Raw genomic sequence first — 5,581 nt, forward strand, 5'->3', positions numbered from 1 at the left:
AGATTTGAGATATTAGACATAACCGGACGAGGGATTATTTCTACTTCGACAAGACACTATAATCTCAAATCTGTTTTGGTAAATGGAAGATAAGTTTATAACAAAAACATATTGGTTATAAGTGCCTGAACAGCAAATTATATTGTGCTGATTTAGTTGCACGTAAAATCTCAAATTAGTTCCGTCTCAAATCTCATATCTCACATCTCAAATCTATCTTTTTAGCTAACTTAGCGCCGTTAAAAATACACAATGAAAAGAGACAAACTGATATTTAAGTTGTTGGATGAAGAGCAGCAACGCCAGGAGGAGGGCATTGAACTGATAGCATCTGAGAATTTTGTAAGCCGACAGGTAATGGAAGCGGCAGGTTCTGTTGCTACCAACAAATATGCCGAAGGTTTACCGGGTAAACGCTATTATGGCGGTTGCGAGGTGGTTGACGAAATTGAAACCATTGCCATTGAGCGTGCCAAACAATTGTTTAATGCCGAGTGGGCAAACGTACAGCCCCATTCTGGCGCGCAAGCAAATGCCGCCGTAATGCTGGCCTGTTTACAACCTGGCGATAAAATATTAGGGTTTGATCTTTCTCATGGTGGTCACCTCACACATGGTTCGCCGGTGAATTTTTCAGGTAAATTATATGAGCCACATTTTTATGGGGTGGTAAAAGAAACCGGTTTAATTGATTATGAGCAACTTAAAAAAGTAGCTTTAGAGCAAAAACCAAAATTGATCATTTGTGGCGCATCGGCTTACTCGCGCGATTGGGATTATGAATTTATTCGTGCTGTTGCCGATGAAGTTGGTGCTTTGGTGCTGGCTGATATTTCGCACCCATCTGGCCTTATTGCCCGTGGTTTGTTGAAAGATCCACTGCCGCATTGCCATATCGTTACTACAACAACTCACAAAACATTACGTGGCCCGCGTGGTGGTTTGATCCTGTTAGGTAAAGATTTTGAAAATCCTTACGGTGTAAAAACTCCAAAAGGCGAGATCAGGATGATGTCGTCATTATTAGATATGGCGGTGTTCCCAGGCACACAGGGCGGCCCCCTTGAGCATATTATTGCTGCTAAAGCCATTGCTTTTGGCGAGGCTTTGAGCGATAGCTACATGAAATATGTTGTTCAGGTTAAAAAGAATGCCGAAGCCATGGCCGAGGCTTTTGTTGCGCGTGGTTACCAGATCATATCGGGTGGTACAGATAATCATCTGATGCTGATAGATCTTCGAAATAAAAATATCACCGGCAAAGCTGCCGAAAATGCTTTGGTTACTGCAGATATTACTGTTAATAAAAACATGGTTCCTTACGACGATAAGTCGCCGTTTGTAACTTCAGGCATTCGTGTGGGTACAGCTGCAATAACAACCCGTGGGATGAAGGAGAAGCAAATGGAAGTGATTGTAGAGCTGATAGATGCAGTGATTTCTGATCCGGAAAACRAACATTCTATCAAGAAAATCCGTAAAAAGGTCCACAAGCTGATGTACGACTATCCGTTGTACCGCGAGAACGGCTCGGAATAAATAATGACAAACAGGCAACATGGATTTATAAATGATGAAGAAAGGCGCTTAGAAGCGTTAAAATCATACCATGTGCTGGATACCTTGCCCGAAAGCGAATACGATGCCATCACCCGTTTGGCATCGTATATATGTAATGTGCCCATTGCTTTGATATCCCTGATAGATGGTGACAGGCAATGGTTCAAATCGAAATTTGGCACCAGTAAGGAGGAAATACCCCGTGCTGGTGCCTTTTGCAATAAAATCATTTTAAATGACGAGGTTCTTGAGATAGATGACGTATCTGAGGATGATGATTTTAGAAACGATTTATTTGTAACAGGTCAAAGTGTTAGGTTTTACGCCGGCGCTCCCCTCATTGATCCCGATGGCTACCGCTTGGGCTCCCTTTGCGTTATTGATACAGTCTCCCGTAAGCTTAGCAATGAGCAACGGGATGCCTTGCGCACCCTGGCCGATGATGTCATGTCGCACCTTACGCTACGTAAGCAAAAATATGAACTGGAGCAAAGCCTGGTTCGCTACAAGGAATTTTACGATTTGTTTGACAGTTCGCCGGATGTTCATTGCATTATGGACAGGCATTTTAATATCGAACAGGTAAACCATTCTGCAAAATCTATTTTAGGTTATAGCCCGCAGGAAATAATAGGGCAGCCCATCTGGAATTATTTCCCCGAAGACGAGAAAGTTAAAACATTAAAAACGCTTGAAGCAGGCTTGCTCAAACAGCAACACAAATTTGATATTGAAACTGTAGTGTTAACGCCTGCAAAAGATATAAAATGGATAGCCTGGTCGGTTACTTTTAATGGAAACAAATGGTTTGCCAGTGGCCGGGATGTAAGTTATCAAAAACGCATTTCGCATGAACTGGAACAACTGGCATTGGTGGCAAGCAAGGTGAGCAATGGCGTGGTAATAAGTAATGCTGCCGACGAAGTTGCTTGGGTAAACCATGCCTTTGAGCATATTACCGGTTTTAACCTTGCCGATGTTGAGCATAAATATCTTGGTGCTACACTGAAGGGTAAAGTTGTTGACCCGGTTGCTGAAGCGAAATTACAGGCCTCGATAAAAAATAAAGAATCGTACGAGGCTGAACTTTTAATAACCACTAAAAATGGAGCGTTTTTATGGATAACTGTAGTTAATTCGGTTATACGTAACAACGAAGGTGAGGTTGATAAGTTTATAAGGGTGATCATTGATATATCAGCCCGCAAAAAAATTGAACAGGATCTTGAAGTTTTATCCTTCGCGGCCAGGAAATCGCCAAGCGGCATTTTTATACGCGACATACGGGRCAGGATTTTATGGATGAATGAAGCGCAGGAGAATATTATCGGTTACTCCTTTGCCGAACTGGAAGGAAAAGCTATTGGCTCCGCACTTATAGGGGAAGATACCGACCTCACAGTATTTGAGAGCGCCGTGCAAGCCGTGAAGGAAAACAGGCCTTACGAGGTTGAAATGAGGGTGTACAAAAAGGATGGTACACCAATATGGATCTTTTTATCAAATAGCCCGGTATTTAACGAGGCCGGAAAGGTTGAACGGCAAATTGGCGTTATGGTTGATATTACCGAACGCAAAAAGAATGAGGAGGAACTCACCCTTTTGTCATTGGTAGCCAGCAAAGTTACCAGCGGCATTGTTATAAACAACTGCGATGGCCAGGTTGAATGGGTGAATAAAGCATTTGAAGGAATTACCGGATATGATATAAATGAAGTAAAAGGCAATCACCTTGGCGATGTGCTAAAGGGGGCACTTACTGATGTTGCCATTATTCAACGGGCTCGTGAGCTTTCAAAAAATAAACAATCATTTGAGGTCGATCTTCTTATCTATCGAAAAGATGGACAGCCATTATGGGTTTCGGTCATCAATTCGGTGATTTTGGATAAGTATGGCAAAGTTGATAAGTATGTTGAGGTAATTATTGATATTACGGCCAAAAAGAAAGCCGAAATAGAACTAATTGCAGCCAAAGAGGAGGCATTACAACTGAGCCGGGCAAAGGATATGTTTATATCTGTAATGAGCCATGAGATACGTACGCCATTAAATGCCGTTATTGGAATGTCGCACCTGTTGTTGGAGGATGGTCCACTGGAGTCGCAAAAAGAAAACCTTGAAATACTGAAATTTTCTGCCGGGAATTTATTAACACTGATAAATGATGTGCTGGATTTTGCAAAAATGGAGACGGGCAATGTTGAACTTGAAAAAGTAAGGGTTGACATTCACGACCTGGTACAAAGTATCAGCAGCTCACTACAATACAAAGCTGCCGAAAAAAATATCTATCTTAGCAAAACGATAGATGATGCCGTACCTCAAATTATAATAGGAGATCGTACCCGTTTAAGTCAGATATTATTAAACCTGGTAAGTAATGCAATTAAGTTTACAAATACAGGCGGTGTAAATATCGATTTGAAAGTTATACAGGAAAGCGAGAAGGATGTAAGGATAAGGTTTTCGGTAACAGATACAGGAATTGGGATTGCCGCTGATAAAGTAAATGTAATATTTGAACAGTTTAAGCAAGCCGAAACTGACACTACGCGCAAATATGGGGGTACAGGTTTAGGATTGGCCATAAGTAAACGCCTGATTGAGCTGCACGATTCAAGAATAAATGTGGATAGTGTACCCGGTCAGGGGTCGGTTTTTTGGTTCACGATAACCTTTAGCAAAGCAGATAACGAATTGAACAGCAATAATAACAACGTGGAAGAAGGATTGAAAATTAATGTTTTGGTAGTTGATGATAACCAGATTAACCGGTTATTGATCAATAAGATACTAAAAAGGTGGGGCGCGGATGCTGATTTTGCCGAGAATGGTATTGAGGCAGTAAATAAGATACTGGCCAATAAAAACTACAATGTGGTACTAATGGATATTCATATGCCCGAAATGGGCGGCCTGGAAGCAACCCAGGTGATCCGCTCAAATCCTGAAACCTATTTTCAACAATTACCTATTATAGCCCTAACAGCATCAATGCTTAGTAACCAAATGGGCGAAATAGGTAATGCCGGTATGAACGATTATATCCTAAAACCATTTGACCCCAAAGTGCTTTATGAGAAACTAAGCAGGTACCAGCACCAATAGGCCCCCCAACCCCCTGAAGGGGGAGTAAAAGATAGCATTGCCGCGAGTTTCCAACTCGTGGTATACACGGCCTCAGCTTTCGGGCTGAAATTAGCAAGGCGCTACACGGCATAGGCAATTGTGGCAATACTTAGCTTCAACCCCGGCACTTTTAATAACTCTATGCCACAAGCTTCCAGCGTTGAGCCGGTGGTAACAATATCATCTACCAGTAAAATATGTTTGCCGGCCAGCCTTTCGGGTTTGGCAACTGCAAATACTTCCTGCATGTTCTCAAACCTGGCAAAGCGCGATTTATGGGTTTGAGTGGCTGTTGCAATCCTGCGTATTAAATTATCTAATTCAATACCTGCGTTCATTTTTTCTGCCAGCCCTGCGGCAAAGCATGCACTTTGATTGTACCCGCGTTCTTTCAGTCGTTTTTTATGGAGAGGTACAGGAATTATATAATCTACACTGTTAAAAACAGGGTTCTCTTTTAGCTGGTTGCCTGCTATGCTTCCTACCAGGTTTCCAATTTGTTTCATACCGCTATATTTAAAATGATGCATCAGGTTTTGTACGTTGCCACCTTTATTAAAAAAGTAAAGGGCATAAGCAGCTTCAATATTTATTTTGCCATAAAACTGTTGCGCAACAATATTATCGGGTTGTGTGTGGAAGTTGGTATAGGGCAAATTGTAGCGGCAATCAGAACAAATGATATGCTCATTGGCAACCAGGCTGGCATTGCAGGCAGGGCAAAGCTGAGGAAATAACAGTGCAACAAAATCGGCAAGGTAACCGCCTGGTAATTTCATGCCATTAATTTAAGGCAGATTTTTTAAACTTCGGCAACTTTAGCCTTTTCTTTGATTGCCAGCTGGCCACAGGCCGCGTCAATATCCTTGCCCCGGCTGCGGCGTAGGTG

The 5,581-nt window shown here is 42.1% G+C and carries 3 protein-coding genes; 2 read left to right on the forward strand and 1 reads right to left on the reverse strand.

Going from position 1 to position 5,581, the window contains the following annotated elements; translation table 11 throughout:
* Positions 1–252: 252 nt before the first annotated feature.
* Together glyA and AC1DPZ_RS20910 are read left to right on the forward strand one after the other, a co-directional pair.
* On the forward strand, positions 253–1,539 hold the full coding sequence (gene glyA, locus AC1DPZ_RS20905; protein WP_477407047.1) for a serine hydroxymethyltransferase: 1,287 nt from the start codon (positions 253–255) through the stop codon (positions 1,537–1,539).
* Between the two features lie 3 nt (positions 1,540–1,542).
* Positions 1,543–4,671 carry a PAS domain S-box protein gene (locus tag AC1DPZ_RS20910; protein ID WP_477407049.1) on the forward strand — a complete coding sequence of 1,043 codons (3,129 nt, stop codon included), beginning with the start codon at positions 1,543–1,545 and terminating at the stop codon, positions 4,669–4,671.
* Positions 4,672–4,772: 101 nt separating this feature from the next.
* Here AC1DPZ_RS20910 and AC1DPZ_RS20915 read toward each other — a convergent pair whose 3' ends face one another.
* Positions 4,773–5,471, reverse strand: coding sequence for a ComF family protein (locus AC1DPZ_RS20915; RefSeq protein ID WP_477407051.1), 699 nt, complete (start codon positions 5,469–5,471; stop codon positions 4,773–4,775).
* Positions 5,472–5,581 lie beyond the last annotated feature (110 nt).

It is taken from the genome of Mucilaginibacter sp. P4_G9 (assembly GCF_056400985.1).